This window comes from Geomonas azotofigens (assembly GCF_018919395.1).
GTDB classification, from domain to species: domain Bacteria; phylum Desulfobacterota; class Desulfuromonadia; order Geobacterales; family Geobacteraceae; genus Geomonas; species Geomonas azotofigens.
On sequence record NZ_JAHLME010000001.1, the window covers coordinates 40,513 to 59,359 of the forward strand.

The 18,847-nt window shown below is 63.6% G+C and carries 18 protein-coding genes; 2 read left to right on the forward strand and 16 right to left on the reverse strand.

Annotated elements, in window-relative coordinates:
• Positions 1-9: 9 nt before the first annotated feature.
• From KOL99_RS00170 to KOL99_RS00185, 4 genes are all read right to left on the reverse strand, one after another.
• Positions 10-834: a metal ABC transporter permease gene (locus KOL99_RS00170; protein WP_216508344.1), complete on the reverse strand. Its 825-nt coding sequence runs from the start codon at positions 832-834 to the stop codon at positions 10-12.
• 114 nt (positions 835-948) lie between these two features.
• Positions 949-1,701: a metal ABC transporter ATP-binding protein gene (locus KOL99_RS00175; RefSeq protein ID WP_216508345.1), complete on the reverse strand. Its 753-nt coding sequence runs from the start codon at positions 1,699-1,701 to the stop codon at positions 949-951.
• Positions 1,698-2,624: a metal ABC transporter substrate-binding protein gene (locus KOL99_RS00180; protein ID WP_216508346.1), complete on the reverse strand. Its 927-nt coding sequence runs from the start codon at positions 2,622-2,624 to the stop codon at positions 1,698-1,700. Before KOL99_RS00180 ends, KOL99_RS00175 begins: the two co-directional genes overlap by 4 nt.
• The gene (locus KOL99_RS00185) at positions 2,621-3,055 is read right to left on the reverse strand and encodes a Fur family transcriptional regulator (RefSeq protein ID WP_216508347.1); all 435 of its coding nucleotides are present in this window, start codon (positions 3,053-3,055) and stop codon (positions 2,621-2,623) included. The genes KOL99_RS00180 and KOL99_RS00185 overlap by 4 nt, the downstream gene beginning before the upstream one ends.
• A 297-nt stretch (positions 3,056-3,352) precedes the next feature.
• Between KOL99_RS00185 and KOL99_RS00190 the strand changes: the two genes are divergently transcribed.
• Positions 3,353-4,084 carry a PilZ-like domain-containing protein gene (locus KOL99_RS00190; protein ID WP_216508348.1) on the forward strand — a complete coding sequence of 244 codons (732 nt, stop codon included), beginning with the start codon at positions 3,353-3,355 and terminating at the stop codon, positions 4,082-4,084.
• Between the two features lie 263 nt (positions 4,085-4,347).
• Here KOL99_RS00190 and cobD read toward each other — a convergent pair whose 3' ends face one another.
• The 12 genes from cobD to KOL99_RS00250 form a co-directional block, all read right to left on the reverse strand.
• Positions 4,348-5,427 (reverse strand): threonine-phosphate decarboxylase CobD, encoded by a 1,080-nt coding sequence (cobD, locus tag KOL99_RS00195; protein ID WP_216508350.1) that lies wholly within the window; start codon positions 5,425-5,427, stop codon positions 4,348-4,350.
• Positions 5,428-5,611: 184 nt separating this feature from the next.
• Positions 5,612-6,571 carry an adenosylcobinamide-phosphate synthase CbiB gene (cbiB, locus tag KOL99_RS00200; RefSeq protein ID WP_216508352.1) on the reverse strand — a complete coding sequence of 320 codons (960 nt, stop codon included), beginning with the start codon at positions 6,569-6,571 and terminating at the stop codon, positions 5,612-5,614.
• Positions 6,568-8,898: a cobyric acid synthase gene (locus KOL99_RS00205; protein ID WP_216508354.1), complete on the reverse strand. Its 2,331-nt coding sequence runs from the start codon at positions 8,896-8,898 to the stop codon at positions 6,568-6,570. Before KOL99_RS00205 ends, cbiB begins: the two co-directional genes overlap by 4 nt.
• 43 nt (positions 8,899-8,941) lie before the next feature.
• A complete protein-coding gene (locus tag KOL99_RS00210; RefSeq protein ID WP_216508356.1) occupies positions 8,942-9,991 on the reverse strand; it encodes a cobalt-precorrin 5A hydrolase in 1,050 nt (349 codons plus the stop codon).
• Between the two features lie 196 nt (positions 9,992-10,187).
• A complete protein-coding gene (cobM, locus tag KOL99_RS00215; protein ID WP_216508358.1) occupies positions 10,188-10,973 on the reverse strand; it encodes a precorrin-4 C(11)-methyltransferase in 786 nt (261 codons plus the stop codon).
• A gap of 167 nt (positions 10,974-11,140) precedes the next feature.
• Positions 11,141-11,851 carry a precorrin-2 C(20)-methyltransferase gene (gene cobI / locus KOL99_RS00220; RefSeq protein WP_216508360.1) on the reverse strand — a complete coding sequence of 237 codons (711 nt, stop codon included), beginning with the start codon at positions 11,849-11,851 and terminating at the stop codon, positions 11,141-11,143.
• The gene (gene cbiE, locus KOL99_RS00225; RefSeq protein WP_216508361.1) at positions 11,851-13,068 is read right to left on the reverse strand and encodes a precorrin-6y C5,15-methyltransferase (decarboxylating) subunit CbiE; all 1,218 of its coding nucleotides are present in this window, start codon (positions 13,066-13,068) and stop codon (positions 11,851-11,853) included. Before cbiE ends, cobI begins: the two co-directional genes overlap by 1 nt.
• A gap of 83 nt (positions 13,069-13,151) precedes the next feature.
• The gene (locus KOL99_RS00230) at positions 13,152-14,222 is read right to left on the reverse strand and encodes a cobalt-precorrin-5B (C(1))-methyltransferase (RefSeq protein ID WP_216508363.1); all 1,071 of its coding nucleotides are present in this window, start codon (positions 14,220-14,222) and stop codon (positions 13,152-13,154) included.
• Positions 14,223-14,313: 91 nt separating this feature from the next.
• Complete coding sequence (locus KOL99_RS00235) at positions 14,314-14,958, reverse strand: precorrin-8X methylmutase (protein WP_216508365.1); 645 nt, start codon at positions 14,956-14,958, stop codon at positions 14,314-14,316.
• Positions 14,958-15,341 (reverse strand): sirohydrochlorin chelatase, encoded by a 384-nt coding sequence (locus tag KOL99_RS00240; RefSeq protein ID WP_216508367.1) that lies wholly within the window; start codon positions 15,339-15,341, stop codon positions 14,958-14,960. Before KOL99_RS00240 ends, KOL99_RS00235 begins: the two co-directional genes overlap by 1 nt.
• A gap of 119 nt (positions 15,342-15,460) precedes the next feature.
• Positions 15,461-16,753 (reverse strand): M16 family metallopeptidase, encoded by a 1,293-nt coding sequence (locus KOL99_RS00245; protein ID WP_216508368.1) that lies wholly within the window; start codon positions 16,751-16,753, stop codon positions 15,461-15,463.
• Between the two features lie 14 nt (positions 16,754-16,767).
• Positions 16,768-17,217 (reverse strand): YqaA family protein, encoded by a 450-nt coding sequence (locus tag KOL99_RS00250; RefSeq protein WP_216508369.1) that lies wholly within the window; start codon positions 17,215-17,217, stop codon positions 16,768-16,770.
• Between the two features lie 396 nt (positions 17,218-17,613).
• On the opposite strand from KOL99_RS00250, the gene aroF reads away from it, so the two are divergent.
• Positions 17,614-18,633 (forward strand): 3-deoxy-7-phosphoheptulonate synthase, encoded by a 1,020-nt coding sequence (aroF, locus tag KOL99_RS00255; protein WP_216508370.1) that lies wholly within the window; start codon positions 17,614-17,616, stop codon positions 18,631-18,633.
• The last annotated feature ends 214 nt before the right edge of the window (positions 18,634-18,847 follow it).

The window sequence follows — 18,847 nt, forward strand, 5'->3', positions numbered from 1 at the left end:
AAATTGCGGCTAGGGATGGCGCAGCAGGGTGCGGGCGGCAAAGGCGCAGAGAAAGACGGCGAAGTTGATCAGCACGATGGTGGCGCCGGTGGGGAGGTTCATGACGAAGGAGAAGGAGATGCCGCAGATGACGGTGACGACGCCGATGGCCGCCGCCGAAACGATGGCGGTCTTGAACCCCTTGGCGATCTGCAGGGCGGAAACGGCGGGGAGGATGAGGAGCGCCGAGATCAGCATGATCCCCACCACCTTCATGGCAAGCACCACGGTCAGCGCGGTCAACAGCACCAGGACCATGTTGATGCGGTCGGTGTCGAGCCCGGAACTCTTGGCCAGTTCCTCGTCGAAGGTGCTGGCGAAGAGCTCGTTGTAGAACATGACCACGCCCGCGATAACGATGACGAAGAGCGCCGCCGCGATGGCGAGCTCGCTTGAGCTGATGGAAAGGATGTTGCCGAACAGGTAGCTGAAGAGGTCGACATTGAAGCCGCCTGCGACGCTGGCGAGGAGCACGCCGGTCGCGATGCCGATGGCGGAGACCATGCCGATGGCGGCGTCGCCGTAGATCCTCGCCTTCTGGGCGAGCTTCAGTATCCCCAGGGCCGAGGCGAGCACCACCGGGATGATGGAGAGGGTCATGTAGACCGAGTGCAGCCGGAAAAAAAGTGCGAGCGCCACGCTGCCGAAGGTTACGTGGGCCAAACCGTCGCCGATCAGCGAGAGCCGGCGCAGCACGAGGAACACCCCGAGCACCGAGCAGAGGATGGCGATCAGCGACCCGCCGATAAGCGCCCGCTGCATGAAGCCGTAGCTGAGCATCTCGTTCAGATTCATTTCAAAACCTCGAAAGGCGGGCAATGATGCTTCGCCCCTACAGGAAACAGTCATTTGTGCACGTAGGGGCGAAGAATCATTCGCCCAGCGCTGCCGGCATCAGGACGCAGCGGCCTAATGCCTATGACAAACCAGGTGCTGTCCGTGCTCGCCGAAGAAACCGGTCATTTCCGCGGAGTTGCAGAAGTCGTCGAAGCTGCCGTAGAAGACCACCTTCTTGTCCAGGTACAAAAGGTGCGAGGCGTACTTGCCGATGGTTGCCGTGTCGTGGGTGACGAGGAGCACGGTGCACTGCTTCTCCCGGTTCATCTCGAAGATGAGCTTGTAGAAGCTCTCCCTGGTTTCCGGGTCGAGCGCCGTGGTCGGCTCGTCCATGACCAGCAGCGCCGGGTCGTTCACCAGCGCCCGGGCCAGGAGCACCCGCTGCCTAAGCCCCCCCGACAGCTCGCCGATCATGGCGCCCCTGATGTGGGAGATCCCCATCCATTCCATGGTCCGGTCCACGGCGAAGGCGTCATCGCGGTTGAAGCGCTTCGGGAATTTCTTCGCCGAGAGCCGACCCAGGCGGATCACCTCGTCCACCGTCGCGGGGAAGTGCGGGTTGAAGAACTGCAGCCCCTGCGGCAGGTAGCCGATCCGGTGCCAGTCGCGGAAGGAAGCCTGCGGGGTCCCCAAAACGGATACCTCGCCCGAGGTCGGCGCCAGGAGTTGCAGGATGATCTTGATCAGGGTGCTCTTGCCCGACCCGTTGGGACCGCAGATCCCGACGTAGTCACCGGCGTTCACGCTGAAGCTGATGTCCTGCAGCACCTCGCTGCCGTGATAGCCGGCGCAGAGGTTGCGCACGCTGAGAGCCTTGTCGTTCATTGCAGTCCCGTCCTCAGGTTTCGGAGATTTTCTTCCATGAGGGAGACGAAGGTGACGCCGCGCTGCAGGTCGTCCCTGGTGACGTTGTGCCCGGCGCGCAGCATGAGCACCTTGGCACCGGTCTCGCGGGCGATGGTCTCGGCGATCCGGGGGCTCAGGAGCTCCTCGGTGTAGACGTAGCTCAGGTGCTCGCGGCGCATCACCTGCACCAGTTCGGCCAGCTTCGTCGGGGTGGGCTCGGCATCCGCGTTCACCGCGGAGGCGGAGATGTATTTCAGGCCGTAACGCCTGGCGAGATACCCGAAAGCGTAGTGGCCGCCATGCAGCAGCACCTTCTTCGGGCACTGGGCCAGGGTCTGCTTGAAACGCTGGTCCAGCGCGGCCAGTTGCTGGTCCAGCTTGGCCGCGTTTTGCTCGTAGAACGCCTTGTTGGCCGGGTCACGGGCCACGTAGGCTGCCAGGATGTTCTTCGCGATGGCGCGGGCGTTGTCGAAGTCGAGCCAGATGTGGGGATCCACCCCCGTCCCTTGGTGGACGTCGTGCTCTCCGCGGTGCTGGTCCGACACCGGCCCCTGCATCAGCGGGATCCCCTTCCCCCCCTCGACCACCTCGACCTTGCCACGGTCCAGTCCGGAGATGATGTTGGCGCCCCACGGCTCCATGGCCGCGTTGGTATAGATGAAGAGGTCGGCTCGGTTCACCCGGACCACGTCCTCCGGGCGCGGCTCGAAAGAGTGCGGCTCGACGCCCGGCGGGAGCAGCAGGCTCACCTTGGCGCGATCACCGCCGATGGTCTTGGCGAAATCGTAGAGCGGGAACAGGGTGGTCACCACCTGGAGCTTGCCGTCGCTTTGCCGCTCTTCCCTGCTGCACCCCGGCGCCACCAGGAGCAGCGCCAGAAGTAAGGCCATCAGCCATTTCATCGTATTTCCCCGTTGTCAGCACAGCCGCCGCACAGCCCGTTCAGCTGCAGGATATGCGAGAGCACCTTGCCGCCGTTACGCCTGGTCACCTCCTGCTCCAACGCCTCGATGCCGCACGCGGGGATATCCTCGACCTTGCGGCAGGAGAGGCAGACGAAGTGGTGATGGTGCTCGCGGTTGCTGCAAAAGTAGTAGTAAAGTTGGCGGTTAGGGTGGATCACCTTGGAGAGGACGCCGCTTGCGGAGAGTTCCTCCAGGTTGCGGTACACCGTGGGCAGGCCCAGCCGGTCGAAACGATCCTTCAACCTCTTCCAGAGCTCCTCGGGGCTCGCGTACCCAGGTTCGGCCTCGAGCATCTCGAGGATGGCCAGCCTCTTCGGCGTCGCCTTCATGCCGGCGGCCTTCAAGGCCGTTGCGTGACACTGCTCCATACCACCCTCTAAATAGAAATGATTTCGTTTTAGAATAGCCAGCACGCGGTTGTTGTCAAGAAAAATATTGTAATAAAAAGACACTTTGCGTTAAGATTCCAGCGCTTCCGGTCATATGGCCCAACGTTTACGGTCTTTGGCGGACACCGCCGCTGCAGGATTAAAAGTCCTGAAGCCGGTACCCCAGTGAGATCAGCGAGTTGACTCCCCCGGCAGTACCGGGGACACGGTTGGCGTCTGTATTGCAGTACCTAACCAGCTGTAGCTATTTGTTATTTAATTTCGGTGGGCGGCGTCATGCAAAACGGGACCTACAACTATAAGGACTACTTCCAACCCGGACAGAAAGCCCGGGTCGAGGTGGCGTTATCCGGGGATACGATTTTCAATGATGGCGCGGTGGTCACCGAGATCAACGACGCCGAGGTCCGCCTGAGGCTGTCCCGGGAGAAACTCCCCGAAGGGGTACTGCTGCGGCGTGAAGCTCCGCTGGTGGTCCGGGTCGGCATGGGGGGCAACAGCTACCGCTGCAAGGGCGTCGTCGTGGACGACCATGGCGACGAGGACCTGCGGGTCGCTTTCACCGACCGGGTCACCCCCGAGGACCAGAGGGAATATTTCCGCCTTGCCACCGACATACCGGTGATCCTGTTCAACGTGACCGCGGGCACCGCCGAGGAGAGCGGCACCGCCGGATTGCGAGTGGCGACGCAGAGCAGCCTCCCCAGGATCGTCAACATCAGCGGCGGCGGGTTGCGCACCGAGACCGAGATGGAGATGACGCGGGACGACATCGTCTACGCCACCTTCCATCTGCCGCTGCCCGAGCCGAAAGTGGTACCGGTGGTCGCCCAGGTGATGCACAGTGAGAAGATCACCAGTGGTGACGCGGTGGTCCACAGCGCCGGGCTTCGCTTCATGCACATCAACGAGAGGGATCGCGACGCCATAGTCCGCTACGTCTGCAACGAGGAGATCAAGCGTATCAGGCTGTGCCGCAAGGACTTCTACTCCATGCCCAACAGTTAGAGACGGCCGTAGCAAGGCCGACCGGCACCATACTGCAATGCAATAGCCAGAGCCAACCGGACACCCGGTTGGCCTCTTTTTTGTTCTCTACGGGATTCCGGCGATGGCAGCCCGCGCATCAACCATGTGCAGCCCCGCATCATCCGTGTGCCACGCGCAACGCTTCACATGTGCCACAAAGCGTTGCGCGCGCCCCACGTCCTCCCCTTTGCCAAGGGGAGACAGCAGGGGATTTGCCTTTCCATGCCCACCCGCCCTTATGCCTAGGCCAGTGCCGCCGCCAGTGCTCGCACCAGCAGATCGTTTTCCTCCTCGAGTCGCACCGCCACCCTGAAGAAGCCCGCGTCCAGTCCCTGGAAGTTACTGCAATCCCTGATCAGTATCCCCTTCGGGAGCAACGCCTCGCGCAAATGCCCCGCCGTCACCTCCTGGCGCAGTATCCGCACCAGCAGGTAATTGGCCCGTCCCGGGAACACCTGCAATCCGGGGATGCCCGCAAGGGCGCTGGCGAGCCTTGCGCGCTGCTCGTCGACGTAACTCCTGGTGCGTTGGCAGTAACCATCATCCGCCAGCGAGGCGACGCCGGCGATCTGCGCCGCGGTGTTCACGTTCCAGGGATCCTGTTGCGCGACGATTTCCGCTACCGTCTCCGCCGCCGCGACGGCGTAGCCCAGGCGCAAACCGGGAATACCGAAGAATTTGGTCATGGAGCGGAGCAGCACCGCGCGCGGGTTGCCGAGTACCAGCAGCTTAGCCGACTCCCCCTCGCAGAAATCGATGAACGCCTCGTCGAGGACCAGGAAGGTGCCGCTTTCCCGGCACAGGTCGATGACCCCGGCGATCTCCCGCCGCGGCAGGAGAGTGCCGGCCGGGTTGCCGGGGTTGCAGAGAAAGAGCATGTCGTAACCGGCGCCCAGGCTTCGCGCGAGATCCGGCAGAGACAGGGCGAAGTCGGCGGTGGGAGAGAGGGTGAAATAGTCGATCTGCCACTCCGCCCGCTCCAGGGCCAGGGCGTACTCGGCGAAGGCGGGCGCCACGATCAGCGCCTTGCGCCCGGGGAAGGTGCGCGGCAACAGGTGGATCAGCTCGGTCGAGCCGTTGGCGACCGCGATCTCGGCCGGTTCGACCCCGTGGTAGGCGGCCAGGGCCTGCTTCAGCTCGGCAGCCCCCTTGTCCGGGTAATGGAGCAGGCGGTCCAGGCTCGCCGTCAGCGCCTCGCGCACCCCCGGCGCCATCCCCAGCGGATTGATGCTGGCGGAGAAGTCGATGATCCGCTCCGGCGCGAGCCCGAGGTTCCTGGCCACGGCGAAGACGTTGCCGCCATGTTCATGTGGGATTGCCATACATCACCTTTCCGCCTCAAGCGGTACTCCAAGAGAACCTACGGCTGTCGACGCGACCAGTTGGAACCGCGTCCGACCGTAGGGGCAAATTATCATTTGCCCAGCCGCGCGTGCCCAATTTTCTGCAGCGGCATGAGGAGCGCGAACCCTGCCTGCTGAAAATCAGGGCAATGATTATTCGCCCCTACAGGTGAAACGGCGCAACCAGCACGCCCCATCCAACCACCAGCAACGCCTCGCTGCCGTACATAAGCCGCACCACCCCTGCGTAACTCTCCTGGGAAAGCGGCAGCAGCGGGTCGCCGATGGTCGGCTTCTCCACGATCTTGCCGAAGTAGCGGTTCGCCCCGCCCAGCCTGACACCGAGCGCTCCTGCTGCCGCCGCCTCGGGAAAGCCGCTGTTCGGGGAGGAATGGTTCCTGCCGTCCCGGCGCAGGATCCGCCAGGCGCCGCCGCCGTTCAGACCGCACAGCGGGGCCACCAGCACCATGAGCACGCCGGTCAACCGCGCCGGAAGGTAGTTGGCCACGTCGTCGAAGCGGGCCGACGCCCAGCCGAACTCGAGGTAGCGTTCATTCTTGTAACCGACCATCGAATCCAGCGTGTTGACCGCCTTGTAGGCGATGGCCAGCGCGGGGCCGCCCAGCACGAGGTAGAAAAGCGGCGCGATCACGCCGTCGCCGGTGTTCTCGGCCACGGTCTCCACCGCTCCCCGGATGATCTCCGGCTCGTCCAGCTCAGCGGTCTCGCGCCCCACGATGTACGACAAGGCCACCCTCGCGGCGGGAAGGTCGCCTTCTTGCAGCGCCCGCACCACCCTGGCGGATTCCAGGTGCAGCGAGCGCGCAGCCAGCGACACCCAGGCGAGGTACAGGGATACGAGCAAGCCCGCCGCCGGAGCGAGCAGGTACGCCGCATAGATGAGCGACGCGGCCAAGGCATAACTGGCGCCAACGGTGATAACCAGCAGCAGAATACCAGCCGCCCGCGCGTTGGGGATCAGGCGGCGCAGCGGTCCTTCCAGCGACGAGATCAGCTCGCCGATGCCGACCACCGGGTGAGGCAAGGCGCGCGGATCGCCCAGGACCAGGTCCAGCAGCACCGCGCCGAGCACGACCGCGATGGGTGACTCGGCGATCGTCATCTGCCGGGAGAAATGCCGCAGATCTGGAAGATCCGCTCCAGGTCAAGGTGCTTTTCCATGTGCGCGGCGAGCTCATCGAACGGGTCGGGCGCAAGCGCCGCTTCCGCCCGCTCCGGGATTCCCTTCTGGCGCCTGATGCGGTTGAGGAAGGCGGTCCGGAAACCATGGTTGTCGAAGATCCCGTGCAGGTAGGTGCCGAAAACCCTGCCGTCCGCAGAGACCGCGCCCTCCTCCAAATCGGTGCCCCCCCCGGAACGGCTGCTGATCCGCGCGAACGGGCTCGCGCCGCTGCCGAGCACGCTTTCGCCCATGTGGATCTCGTAGCCGGCGATGGCGGGGTTGCATCCCGGCGCCACCCCCTGCCCTGCCGGCAGTAACTCTCCCTCGGCCTGGTGGGTTTGCTTATCCTTGAGCATGGTGGTCACCACGTCCAGAAGCCCCAACCCTTCCGTCCCTTCCAGGCTGGATTCCACCCGGTCAGGATCGTTCACCGCGGCGCCGAGCATCTGGTAGCCGCCGCAGATGCCGACCACCGGTCCCTGGTAGCGGCGCAGGGCATCGGCGATCCCCTGCTCCCTGATGGCGACGAGGTCGGCGATGGTCGACTTGGTCCCCGGGACGATCACGAGGTCCATGGTCTCGACCAGCCACGGGGAATGGATGTAGTACAGGTCGACATCCGGCTCGGCCTCGAGGATGGAGAAATCGGTGTAGTTGGAGATGCGCGGCAGCCTCACCACGCCCACGCGCAGCTTCTCACCCGACGGCAGCTCTTTGGGGGGCGCCGGTTTCCTCTGCAGGGCGACGCTGTCCTCTTCGGGGATGGCAAGCCCCTTGAACCAGGGGAGCACCCCCAGCACCGGTACGCCGGTCCTTTTTTCCACGTACTCGATCCCCGAGGTGAGCAGCGAAGCGTCGCCCCGGAACTTGTTGATGATGACCCCCTGCACCAGCGCCTTCTCCTCCGGCGTGAGCAGTTCCAAGGTCCCCACTATCTGGGCGAAGACGCCGCCGCGGTCGATGTCCGCGACCAGGATCACAGGCGCACCCGCCATGGCGGCTACCTTGAGGTTGGCGATGTCGTGCTCGCGCAGGTTGATCTCCGCGATGCTCCCCGCCCCTTCCATGACGATGAAGGAGTAACGCTCGCGCAGGCGCTGGAAGCTCTCCCGCACCTTCAGGAAGGCCTCTGGCTTATAGGCGTTGTACTCCTTGACGCCCATGTTGCGCACCACCTTGCCCTGAACGATCACCTGGCTGCCGGTGTCGGAGTTGGGCTTCAAGAGGATCGGGTTCATGTCGGTATGGGGCGGGATGCCGCACGCTTCGGCCTGCACGCCCTGGGCGCGGCCGATCTCGCCCCCCTCGGGGGTCACCGCCGAATTGAGCGCCATGTTCTGGGATTTGAAGGGAGCGACCGAGAGCCCGTGACGCTTGAGGATGCGGCAGAAGCCGGCGGTCAGCACGGACTTGCCCACGTCCGAGCCGGTGCCGCAGAACATGAGCGCGTGCGGATCGGCGTTGGGGGCATTCGTGGCCGCTGCGGCGCTGCGCTTCCTGCGGTTGGGATTCTGGCTGTCGCCGCGCGTGGCGTAACCGCGCGGGGTGACGATCCTGCCGTCGCCGCAGAGGCGGGTCGAGGCGTTGCCGATGATGACGATGGAAAACATGTCGATGGGGTGGTCCAGCATCTCCCCCAGCGTGGTGATGATGCGCTCCTCACCGTCCCGGCAGGCGTTACGGACGATGCCGACCGGCACCTGCGGGCCGCGCGCGGCGATGAGGATGGCCGCGGCCTCCTCGATCTGGGTGGTGCGCCCCTTGCTGCGCGGGTTGTACAGTGCGACCACGAAATCCGCCTCGGCGGCGGCCTTCAGCCGTTGGCGGATCTTGTCCAGCGGGGTCAGCAGGTCGGAGAGGGAGATGACGGCGAAATCGTGCATGAGCGGCGCACCGAGCACCGACGCGGCGGCCTGCACCGCCGACACGCCGGGAACCACCACGACCTCGACATCCCGGTACGGCGCGTCCGGTTCGTCCGCAAGCTCCAGGGCGAGTCCCGCCATGCCGTAGATACCCGCGTCACCGCTGGAAACCAGGGCCACGGTCTTGCCCGATGCGGCGATGGTGAGAGCCTGCGAACAACGCTCCACCTCGCGCATCATCCCGGAGGAGTAAAGGATCTTGCCGGCAAGAAGCGGCTGGATGAAATCAAGATAGGCCTGGTAGCCGACGATGACGTCGGCATTCTCGATCGCCTGGCGTGCCTCGAAGGTCATGTGGTTCAGCCCGCCGGGGCCGATGCCTACTACGTAAAGCTTGGACATTAAGCAGGAACCTCTGGTGATTCGATTTTGTAGGGGCGAATAATCATTCGCCCGCCTGCGCGACGGCGAGGGTGACGTTGCCATCCTTCACCTTGTGCAGCAGCAGTTTGCCTCCCGCCGCGGCCAGAAGCGCGGCCGGCTCGGCGACCCCGCGCGCCCCGATGGCGGCGAAGGCATGCTCGGACGGCGGCGAGGGAACACTGACGCCGTTCAACTCGGCGCTGCTGAAGAAAACCAGTGGGATACCCTTCTGTCCCGCGTAGTTCAAAAGCCCCTCTTCGTCAGCCTTCGCCTCGGCGCTCGCCAGGCACTTGATGCTCCCCTCGGAGAGGGAGAGCCGGGCCAGGTGCCGGGAGATGACCGACTCTATCTCGTCGGCGCCAGTGCCCCGGTTGCAGCCGATGCCGAGGCAGAGGTCGACGGGGCGCAACACCAGCGTCCTTGCCAGGTCGACTCCCGGCGGCAGCAGCCCGCTGGTCACCAGCACCACGCCGTCCGCGCCGCTTTCCGCCGCCTGCTCCATGTCGTCCACGAAGAGAAGGTTCCCCTTGCCTGCGCAGTACCGCGCCACCCGCCCGGTCGGGTCGACCACCGCGATCTCCTTCCCCTCGAGGAGCAGCGCGTTCAGCACCTTGACCCGGGACAGGTCCTCGATGCGCCAGCCGTTGTCCTGGGCCAGCATGTCGAAGGAAGGGAGGTTGTTGACGTCGGTCGCCGTGGTGATCACGGGCGTCGCGCCGGCAAGGTCGGCGCATCGCGCGGCAAGCTCGTTGGCGCCCCCAAGATGGCCGGAGAGGAGGGAGATGGCGAAGCGGCCGGCATCGTCCATGACCACGACGGCCGGGTCACGTTCTTTGCCCTGCAACAGCGGCGCGAAAGAGCGGACCACGATGCCGGTGGCCATGATGCAGACGAAGCCGTCGAAATCCGGCCAAAGGCGCGCCAGCAGTGCCGGCACCCGTTCCGAGAACGCCACCGCGTCGGCCGCCGCGTGCTTCTCGAGGACGAAGAGCGTGCCCTGCGGCAGGTCACGCTTGAGCGTCGCCCCCAGCTTGGCGCCGTTGGCGGTTATGGCGATGATGGCGACACGCATAAAGTTCTTGTTGTCCCCGTGGAGGGGACGTCATTTTCCTGTAGGGGCGAATAATTATTCGCCCAGCCGCGGTCGGCGGCACCAATGCCGCAGCGCGAAGCCCGGATTCCGTGGGGGCACCTGTGCAGGGCGAATGATTATTCGCCCCTACAGATGCTGTCGAATCAAGGTTTTAACGTAGAACCTAGAACGTCTTCTAGGTGACGATTCCTTCCCTGCACCCGTGGCTGAATCCCTTGTCGTAGAGCAGGGACTTGGCCTTCATCCCCTCGCTGCGTGCCCGCAGCACGTCCCCCACCACGATGAGCGCCTGCTTGGCGATACCCGCGTCCCGCACCTTGGCGGCGATATCCGCCAGCGTCCCGGTCAGCACCTGCTCGTCCGCCCAGGAAGCCTTGGCCACCACGGCGACCGGCGTGTCCTCCCGGTAGGCGCCGGAGAGGAGTTCCTCCACCACCTTCTCGATCATGGAGACGGAGAGGTAGATCACCAGGGTGGCGCCGATCTGCGCGATGTTGCCCAGCTGTTCCCGCTCCGGCACCGGCGTCCTTCCCGCCAGCCGCGTGATCACCACGGTCTGCGACACCTCGGGAAGGGTCAATTCCTGCTTGAGGGTGGCCGCCGCAGCGAAGGCGCTGGTGACACCGGGAACGACCTCGTAGCCGATACCGAGCCGGTCCAACTCCTCCATCTGCTCCTGGATGGCGCCGTAGATGGATGGATCGCCGGTATGCAGGCGCACCACCCGTTCACCCGCGAATACCGCCTCGGCGAGGACCTTGGTGGTCTGCTCCAGGTCCATGCCGGCGGAATCGTAGACCCGCGCATCCGGCGCATAGGTGAGCACCACTTCGCGGTCGACGAGGCTGCCGGCATACACCACCACATCCGCCTCGCCCAAAAGGCGCGCCCCCTTCACCGTGATCAGCTCGACGTCGCCGGGCCCGGCACCGACAAAATGGACTATGTTCTCATGGGACATGAATCAACCTTTCACAGGCTTAAAAGCATTAACGCAAAGACGCCAAGCCGCGGAGACGCCAAGAAAAACGGAAACGGGGAAAGGCAAAGAAACCCTGACGCTTTACCCTTACGCCTCTGCGCCTTTGCGCCTTTGCGTTGAGGTTTAAGGGCCTTAGCCTATCAGATTTACAGCGGGTTCTTCCTCACGATCAGCATGGAGAGGTAATCGAGCTTTTGGCCCACCAGGGACTCCAGGTCGTGATGCACCTCTTCTTCGGAGGAACCGACCCGGCGCACGAAGACGCCCCCCTTGTCCCGCCCCAGTTCCTTGAGCGCGGCATAGACGGAGTCGAAGACCCGGTTCACCTTCATGAGCACCACGGTGTCGAACTCCTCCAGTGTGCGCTTCAGCTCGTCCTTTTCGTAGGTGGCGGGGAGGATCGCGATGCGCTCGGCCCCGAGGCCAAGCGGCAGTCCGGAGACTGCGGAGGAGGCGAGAATGCTGGAGATGCCCGGCACCACTTCTATCTTGATTTCGGGATACTTGGCGAGGAAGATCCTGTGGATGTAGAGGTAGGTGGAATAGAGAAACGGGTCGCCGATGGTGACGAAGGCGACGTCCTTGCCGGCGGCGATCCGCTGCGCCACCTGGTCGGCGGCTTCCTCCCAGAACGGGTCCAGCCCCTGCTGGTCTTTCACCATGGGGAACAGCTGGATCAGCACTTCCTGGCGGCTGCGGTCGATGAATTCCTCGACGATGGAAAGGGCGTAGCTCCCCCCTTCGGCCGCACCGGTGGGGGCGCAGATGACATCCACGCTCCGCAAGATCCGCTCCGCCTTCCTGGTCAACAGTTCCGGATCGCCCGGCCCCACACCTACCGCGTAGACAACCGCCACTACTCCTCCCCTTTCCAGGCGGCGATCACGTACACCGGGTTGTGAGCGGCGAACATCTTGTAGTCGGTGAGGCTGCGGGTCTTGGAGATGTTGACGCAGGTGACCTCGACGGTATAGCCGTGATCCTCCAGGAATTCCACCGACTTGGTCAGGGTATCCAGGGTAACCGCGTTGAGGACGATGAAGCCGTCGGGTTTGAGGCGCTTGTCCACCGCCTCGATGATCTCCTCCAGCATCCCGCCGGAACCGCCGATGAAGACGCGGTCCGGATCGGGCAGATCCTCCAGCCCTTCGGGAGCGAAGGTCTCGGCCACGGTGACATTGCGGGCCACGAACTTCTTGAGGTTTTCCTTGAGGTAGGTGAGGTACTGGGGATTCTTCTCCAGGGCGAAGATGCGGCCGTTGGGCATCAGGTTCCCGGCCTCGATGGAAACGGAACCGCTGCCGGCGCCGATATCCCACATCACCAGGTCATCCTGCAGTTGCAGCTTGCCCAGGGTGATGGCGCGCACCTCCTCCTTGGTGATCAGCTTCTTGACCGTGGCGAATTCCTCGTCGCGGATGCCGATCACCGGGTAGTTCTCCAGGTTCGGCTCCCAGGTCTTGATCAGGATCAGGATGTTGAGCGGCGAGCACGTGACGTCGACCAGGCCGCGGATGTCGGTCTTGGTGAATTTCTCGGTGGGAAGACCGAGGTCCTCACAGACCCAGGCCTCGTACCCCTCGGCGCCACGGTGGATCAACTCCCGGGCCAAGACCGCTGGGGTGTTGACGCTATCGGTGAGGATGGCGATCTTCTCGGCGGCGATGATACGGTCCAGCGCGGGCTTGATTCCCCTGCCGTGCACGGAGACGAAGGTGGCGTCGTCCCACGGCTCCTTGATCCGGGCGAAGGCATACTGCACGCTGGTGACGTTGGGGTAGATCTCGATGCGCTCTTTAGGGAGGTTCCTGAGCAGGAACCGGGCGACACCGAAGAAGTTGGGATCGCCGGAACCGAGGACCACCGTTTTCTTCTCGGTGTTCTTCAGGTGTTCCAGCATGATGGAGAGGTCCTCGAGGAGGCGTTTCTCTCCCTTGAAGTCGGGGAAGATGTCCAGCAGACGTTTGTGGCCGATCAGGACCTCGGCGCTGTCGATCACCTCGAGTGCCTGTTTGCCGAAGCCTTCCCAACCCTCGATACCCGCGCCGACGAGGTAAATCTTTTGTTCCGCCATGACCCCCTCCTTTCCATCAAAACATGATCAACTGTTATCTCCCTCCCCCTCTCCCTCCGGGAGAGGGCTGGGGTGAGGGTGCGCTACCTGTCGAAGTAAAGCGTCTCCCCCTGGTACCCGGCCAGGAACACCCGCACCTTCAGATAGGGCGCAAGTTCAGCGCAGGCCTCGGCCACCTTGCCGCAAACCAGCTTGATCAGCGCCTTGTCGAAGCCGGACTCCTCCAGCAGTTGGCGCGCCGTGTTGGCTTCCCGCGCCAGCTTTGCCAGGTGCGCCGTCGCCGGGTTCTCCCCGAGCCAGGATGCAACCGTCACCAGGTCCAACTCCGACGAGGCGACGTGGGTCTGCTCGTGGCCGCAGGCGATCTTCACCAGCTTGGCGAACTGCCCCGCCACTACCACCTCGGGAACGCCCTTCCTGGCGCAGCTCTGCAGGGAGTAGCCGAAGTGGTCCCCCATCATGACGAAGGATTCCTCGGTCAGCTTGAGGACCCGCTGCACCGCCAGCTCCGAACTGCGCCCCGTGGAGAGGACCACGGTTCGGGAGCCGCAGGCGAGCGCGACATCGACGGCGGTGTCCACGGTATCGGTCCAGGCCCTGGTCGATATCGGCTTCACGATCCCGGTGGTCCCCAGGATGGAGAGCCCGCCGATGATCCCCAGCCGCTCGTTCAGCGTTTTCTTGGCCAGCTCCTCGCCGTTGGGGATGCTGATGGTGAAGGTGAGGGTGGCCGGCACGCACCGGACCGCGAAAACTTCCTTCACCACCTCGAGGATCATGCTGCGCGGCACCGGGTTGATGGCCCATTCGCCAACGGGAACCGCCAGCCCCGGCTTGGTCACCTTGCCGATGCCGACGCCCCCCTGGATCACGATGCGGTTCTTGGTGAACATGTCGACCTGGGCGGTGACGTGGATCTGGGCGCCGTTGGTCACGTCCGGGTCGTCACCGGCGTCCTTGACCACGTAGCAGGAAGCCGTGTTATCGCGCAGTACGCCACCCTCGATGCGGAACCTGGCCCCCTTGCCGCAGGGGAGCGTCAGTTGCACCTCGTCGACCAGAACCTGGTCCCGCAGCATCTGGGCGGCGCCTTTAACGGCGGCAGCGGCACAGGCTCCGGTGGTAAAGCCGTATCTGAGTTCTTTCCCGCTCATACTTCATCCCATGTGAAGAACGAAACTTCAAAAATTACATGATAAATAGAAGCCGGTGATGGGTTCCCGGCCTTAAAAACGGATTGGTCCTCTACTGGGCCCCGACAGCCTGGATGAGTATCGCATTCATCACCGCGGCCGCAACGTTTGAGCCCCCCTTGCGCCCGATATTGGTGACAAACTGCAGTTCCGGGTATTCCCGCGCCAGTTCCCGGAGGGCATCCTTGCTCTCGGCGGCGCCGACGAAACCGACCGGCAGCGCCACGATGAGCCTGGGGCGCACCCCTTCCTCGCGAATCAGCCTGATCAATTCAAAAAGGGCGGTGGGCGCGTTGCCGATGACGAAGATGCCGTTAGCCGCGTCCCGTGCCGCTTTACGCATGGCCAGGATGGAGCGGGTCACCCCCTGTTCCTTGGCCTCCCTGGCCACCTGCGGGTCCGCGACGAAACAGGAGAGCTGGGCCCCGAACCCGTTGAGCCGCTCCTTGTTCATGCCGGAGATGATCATGGTGGTGTCGGTCACGACACCCAATCCGGCCCGGAGCGCCTCGATGCCGCCGGCCACCGCGTGCTGCGTGATCACCATGCTGCGGGCGTAATCGAAGTCGGCGCTGGTGTGGATGGCGCGGCGGACCAGCGGCCACTGTTGCGCGTTCCAGTCATGCGGCCCCAGTTCCTCCTCGATGATGCGGAACGACTCCGCCTCGATCTCCTCGGGGCGCAGGTGCACCGACATCAGTGCCACCTCTGCTCGGTGAGGCTTTCGGCGACGCGCTCCACCACGACCTCGGCCAGCTTGTCGTGCACGCCCAGGTGTTTGCCGAGCACCATCTCCACGCCCGGGTGGCGTTTCCTCGCCTCCTCCAGTTCCTCCGGGAGGTCCTCAAGGACGTGCGCCCCCATGTAGAGGAAGTAAGGGACCAGTAGGATGCGCTCCGCCCCCTGTGCCACGCAGGCGTCCACCCCCTGCTGGATATTGGGAAGGTGCTGTTCGCGGAAGGAGACCTCGACGATCTCGAACTGCGTCATTTTCTGCACCCGTTTAGCGATCTCGTGCACCGCGTCATTTGCCTCGGCGATCCTGCTGCCGTGGGCCATCAAGAGTAATGCTGTTTTCATATCAAAACCTTTCGTTCTATGTTCTACGTTCTATGTTCTACGTTAAAAGCAGAGGGAGCCTGCGGTCGCTACGCTCGGGGTTCAACGTAGAACGTAGAACTTAGAACGTAGAACTTGTTTCAGCTCCACCCCTTCTGGTATTCGCGCACCAGCTTCTCCACCGCGCGCCTGGCGGGCGCCTTCCAGGGGCCTACCGCGGCGATGACCAGGTTCTTCGGGGCAAACAGGGCGTGCGCCATGTGCTTCAGCTCTTCGGCGCCGACCGCGGCCGCCTCGACCCGGTCCTCGTCGATAGTCCTCACCAGGGACATCAACTCGCCCCAGCCGTAACGGACCTGCATCTCGTAGGTGGAATCGGCGCTGTACTCGAGATCGTAGAAGTACCCTTCCTTGACCCGCGCCAGCTCCGCCTCGCCGACCTCCTCGAAGGCCAGACTCTTCACCTCGCGCAGCACCTCGGACACGGCCAGCACCAGATTCTCCGGCGCAGTGGAGAGCTCGATGGCGAAGGCACCGGTCTCCTCGTAGGCCGACAGGGACGCATCAACGGAGTAGACGATACCGAGCTTCTCCCGCAGCGACAGGTGCAGTCTCGAGCTGCCGCCGCCGGAAAGGATGCGCCGCATCAGCCGCAGCCCCATGAGACGCTTGTCCTGACGGGCGAAACCGCGGAAGGCGATCTGTAGGTTCACCTGGCTGTCCGAGTCCTTCACGAAGAGGGCGCGGGGTTCCTGCTGGACCTGGTTGGCCGGGATGGGCGGAATGGCGCTGCCGCCCTTCCAGTCGGCGAAGAACTGCTCGCAGGCCGCGAAGAACTGGGCCGAGTCATGCCTTCCCGCGGCGACGATGAGCGCATTGCCGGGAACGTAGTGATCGGCGAGATAGCAGCGCAGGTCCTCCTCGGTGATCCCCTTGATGCTGTCCAGGTAACCGATGGTGGGCGTGCCAAGGGGGTGGTCCGGCCACAGGAGCTTGCTGCAGAGGTTACTGGTGTTGGTCTCCTCGCCGCGCTCGTTGATGTCCTCCAGCGCCTCCTCGGTGATGATCCGTTTCTCTATCTCCAAACCTTCCAGGGTCGGGGACAACAGCATCGAGGAGAAAAGACGGATCCCCTCGCCGATCTGGTCCGGATGGACGCGGGAGAAGTAGCAGGTGGTCTCCTCGTCGGTGGCCGCGTTGACGCTGCCGCCGATGGCCTCGAAGGCGATCTCAAGTTCCAGGTTGGAAGCGAATTCGCTGGAGCCTCGGAAGAGCATGTGCTCCAGGAAATGGGAGATGCCGGCCTTGCCGGGGGTATCGTTGCGGCCTCCCGCCTTTATGTAGATGGCAATCTCCGCGCTGTGCAGGTGCGGCATCTCGACCGAAACGAGGCGCAGTCCGTTGGGGAGAACCTTCTTGGTACAACTGAGCATCAAACCTCCGTACTTCAGAGTGCCGCCCCCTTCACGGTGAGCCAGGCCACCGCCGCGTAACGCGCCAGCTTGCCGGTCAGGACCAGAAGGGAAAAGCGGATGAAACCGACCTGCAGCACGCCGCCGACCAGGCAGAGCGGGTCGCCGATCACTGGCAGGAAGCTGAACAGAAGCGACAGCGATCCGAAGCGCTCATAGAACCGCTCCGCCTTCCGCGTCGTCTCCTCGTCCATGCGCAGCACCCGGCGCCGTAAAAAATCGCCTCCGTAGAGGCCGATCCAGTAGGTGCTGAGCGCTCCCAGGTAGTTGCCGGCGGTGGCGACGAGGACCACGGCGACAGCGTTTTGCCCCCCGATCAACAGCGCCACGACCAGCCACTCCGAGCCGAGCGGCAGCAGGGTGGCGGCCAGGAAACTCAGCAGAAACAGGGAGTAAAACCCGTAATTGACCAGCCACTCGTGCATTCCGGTCAAATTAGCGGAAAGGGTGCTGATTGTCAAACAACATTGAATTAAATCGGGGCTAAGTAGCGTCCATGGAAACGGGATGTCGCGGGGAATCAGCAGGCGAGGTTTTTTTTGTTGACATTAGAGCCTTCGAGTGGCATTAACGCTGTCATGATCAACACCGGCTACTTTACCTTTACTAACTTTTACTTTTGGTACGGCTTTTATTTTAGGCCGTCGCCCCGGGTAGAGGTGTAATTTAGGTAGCAGGTACTAAATTCCGAACCGAAGCCGGGGTGGCAGGATTCTCCTCCCCCTTACGGTTCGGATAGCAGATTACCAGAACATCATACTAAGGGCCGGGGGAGCAATCCTCCGGCCCTTTCGCTTTGGGGACCAACAAGGAGCGTGAGTATGATCGTGGTAATGAAGGCAGGAGCGGCAAAGAAGGAACGGGACGCAGTCACCAAGAGGATCAAGGAACTCGGCTACACCCCGCACATCATCCGCGGCACCACCCGCGACGTCATCGGCGCGGTCGGCGACGAGCGGGGCAAGAGCGTGCTGCAGACGCTCGAGTCGATGCAGGGCGTGGAGAGCGTGGTTCCCATCCTGCAACCGTACAAGCTGGCCTCCAAGGAAGTGAAGAAAGAGCCGAGTGTCGTGCGCATCTCGGACACCCTCGCCATCGGCGGCAAGGAACTGGTGGTCATGGCCGGCCCCTGTTCGGTGGAGAACGAGGAGCAGATCATCGAATCGGCCAGGGCCGTCAAGGCGGCGGGCGCCCAGATGCTCAGGGGGGGCGCCTTCAAACCCCGCACCTCCCCCTACTCCTTCCAGGGCCTTGAAGAAGAAGGCCTGAAACTCCTCGCCAAGGCCCGCGACCTGACCGGCCTCCCCTTCGTCACCGAGGTCATCGATCCTGAATCCGTCGACCTGGTCGCCTCGTACTCCGACATGCTCCAGATCGGGGCCCGCAACGCGCAGAACTTCGCCCTGTTGAAGAAAGTTGGCCAGATCAACAAGCCGATCCTGTTGAAGCGCGGCATGTCCATGACCATCCAGGAATTCCTGATGAGCGCCGAGTACATCATGAGCGAGGGGAACCAGTCGGTGATCCTGTGCGAGCGCGGCATCAGGACCTTCGAGACCGCCACCAGGAACACCCTCGACCTCTCCGCGATTCCGGTCTTGAAGAACAAGACCCACCTCCCCATCGTCATCGATCCCTCCCACGGCACCGGCAACTACCATTACATCGCGCCGATGTCCTACGCCGCGGTTGCCGCAGGCGCGGATGGCCTGATCATCGAGGTCCATCCCGATCCCGAGAAGGCCTCCTCCGACGGTCCGCAGTCGCTCAAGCCGAAGAAGTTCCAGGCACTGATGGACCGCCTGAAGCTGTTCGCGGAAGCGGCGGAGAAGACGCTGTAAAGGCAGGAGCAAAGGCAGGGGCTAGGGACTGGGGGCTAGGGGATGGCAAATCCTCTCGCCCACGGTTCCCCGCCACCTGTGGGGGCGAATGATTATTCGCCCGGCGCTCTTGCCCCACGGACGCTGCACGTCTACAGGGCGATGGCGGAATAACGGCAGGGGCTAGGGGCTGGAGGCTGGCAAAAATCGCTCTCGCCCGCGTTCCCCGCCACCT

What these genes read in the sequence shown, in the direction of transcription:
- KOL99_RS00245 (WP_216508368.1), bottom strand. Translation starts at nt 16,753, where the DNA reads ATGCTCAGTTGTACCAAGAAGGTTCTCCCCAACGGACTGCGCCTCGTT.
- cobD (WP_216508350.1), bottom strand. Translation starts at nt 5,427, where the DNA reads ATGGCAATCCCACATGAACATGGCGGCAACGTCTTCGCCGTGGCCAGG.
- cbiB (WP_216508352.1), bottom strand. Translation starts at nt 6,571, where the DNA reads ATGACGATCGCCGAGTCACCCATCGCGGTCGTGCTCGGCGCGGTGCTG.
- KOL99_RS00175 (WP_216508345.1), bottom strand. Translation starts at nt 1,701, where the DNA reads ATGAACGACAAGGCTCTCAGCGTGCGCAACCTCTGCGCCGGCTATCAC.
- KOL99_RS00240 (WP_216508367.1), bottom strand. Translation starts at nt 15,341, where the DNA reads ATGAAAACAGCATTACTCTTGATGGCCCACGGCAGCAGGATCGCCGAG.
- KOL99_RS00185 (WP_216508347.1), bottom strand. Translation starts at nt 3,055, where the DNA reads ATGGAGCAGTGTCACGCAACGGCCTTGAAGGCCGCCGGCATGAAGGCG.
- KOL99_RS00190 (WP_216508348.1), top strand. Translation starts at nt 3,353, where the DNA reads ATGCAAAACGGGACCTACAACTATAAGGACTACTTCCAACCCGGACAG.
- KOL99_RS00210 (WP_216508356.1), bottom strand. Translation starts at nt 9,991, where the DNA reads ATGCGTGTCGCCATCATCGCCATAACCGCCAACGGCGCCAAGCTGGGG.
- KOL99_RS00180 (WP_216508346.1), bottom strand. Translation starts at nt 2,624, where the DNA reads ATGAAATGGCTGATGGCCTTACTTCTGGCGCTGCTCCTGGTGGCGCCG.
- KOL99_RS00235 (WP_216508365.1), bottom strand. Translation starts at nt 14,958, where the DNA reads ATGTCGGTGCACCTGCGCCCCGAGGAGATCGAGGCGGAGTCGTTCCGC.
- KOL99_RS00205 (WP_216508354.1), bottom strand. Translation starts at nt 8,898, where the DNA reads ATGTCCAAGCTTTACGTAGTAGGCATCGGCCCCGGCGGGCTGAACCAC.
- KOL99_RS00170 (WP_216508344.1), bottom strand. Translation starts at nt 834, where the DNA reads ATGAATCTGAACGAGATGCTCAGCTACGGCTTCATGCAGCGGGCGCTT.
- aroF (WP_216508370.1), top strand. Translation starts at nt 17,614, where the DNA reads ATGATCGTGGTAATGAAGGCAGGAGCGGCAAAGAAGGAACGGGACGCA.
- KOL99_RS00250 (WP_216508369.1), bottom strand. Translation starts at nt 17,217, where the DNA reads ATGCACGAGTGGCTGGTCAATTACGGGTTTTACTCCCTGTTTCTGCTG.
- cobM (WP_216508358.1), bottom strand. Translation starts at nt 10,973, where the DNA reads ATGTCCCATGAGAACATAGTCCATTTTGTCGGTGCCGGGCCCGGCGAC.
- KOL99_RS00230 (WP_216508363.1), bottom strand. Translation starts at nt 14,222, where the DNA reads ATGAGCGGGAAAGAACTCAGATACGGCTTTACCACCGGAGCCTGTGCC.
- cbiE (WP_216508361.1), bottom strand. Translation starts at nt 13,068, where the DNA reads ATGGCGGAACAAAAGATTTACCTCGTCGGCGCGGGTATCGAGGGTTGG.